Source organism: Hallella faecis, from assembly GCF_018789675.1.
In the GTDB taxonomy this organism is placed as follows: Bacteria; Bacteroidota; Bacteroidia; order Bacteroidales; family Bacteroidaceae; genus Prevotella; species Prevotella faecis.
Window position 1 is genome coordinate 1 of sequence record NZ_JAHKBE010000132.1, and the last position, 1,083, is coordinate 1,083.

The 1,083-nt window shown below is 54.7% G+C and carries 1 protein-coding gene; it reads right to left on the bottom strand.

Translation table 11 applies throughout. The features are described 5' to 3' along the window. Nucleotides 1-658: 658 nt before the first annotated feature. The coding region (locus tag KM934_RS12810; RefSeq protein WP_215761010.1) for a T9SS type A sorting domain-containing protein at nucleotides 659-1,083 on the bottom strand (425 nt) is incomplete at its 5' end.

The following is a 1,083-nucleotide window of genomic DNA, read 5'->3' on the forward strand; positions in this document are numbered from 1 at the left end:
TTTAACATTTATGCGACTGCGTCGCATTCTTCTGCAAACTTAGAGTGGAAATCCGAGTAATCTGTGGGAGCAAAAACAAAGCGCTAAATGCGCTTGAAAAGACAAGTGGGAGAAAGCGCCCACGGATCGCAGATCGACACAGATGCCATGCGGGGTGATTTTATCAAAGAACACTGATTTCACCGATGCGCACGGATGGGTCTTTTCACGGATCGGTTACTCTTGCGCCGCATTCAGCGGCGTGGTTTTGATGCGCCGTCGGCGCGACGGATCAGCACGGATTCTTTCGCATGCGGAGCGCAACGCATCTGTGGAAATCGGGGAGATCTGTGGGAGACACTATGCGCCGATGGCGCTAAAAAACTGGCGGGTGATTTGTTTTCCCACAGATCGCACAGATCGACACAGAAGAGAAACACCATCGGTGTTTGTATAATAAGAACACGAATTATTTTAAAGAACACGAATCTCGCGAATCAATCGAATGACTACTGAGAGGAAACACCGCCGGTGTTTGATATCTCACGAATGACCACTGAGAGGGAACCAACGGATCGCACTCGAGCACAAAGGAGGATAAAACGAAGCGAGGGAGCAGCTACGGGGCGGAGGCCCGGGCTACTCCCTCGCTATGGAGGTTACCTAATGAGCGGTAGGATTATTTCAGGATCTTGTGGACACACTGGTTGCCCTTGCTGCTGACCTGCACGAAGTAGGAGCCATCGGGCAGACCTGCCAGGGGGAGCTGGAGGTGCTGGGTGTTGCCAGATGCCTTCACCTGATGGAGCAACACACCCCCTGCGTTATACAGACGGGCTGAGGTGCCAGCGGCGATGTCGCCACTGACGGTGACGGCCTTGCTGTTGTGCGACACCTTCATGGCCTCCACGTCGCTCATGGTCTTGTTGATGCCCTGGATGACGGGGTTGGAGGTGGTGAAACGGAGCATGTAGCCATAGGTGCCCGAGGTGGGAACCACATACTTAGAGATGACACCGGGACCACAGCTGCCTGAGCCGATGCCACGCTGCACATAGTCGAAGTGGGCGTAGATGGTGCGGTCGGGCGCATCAGCGGCCACGG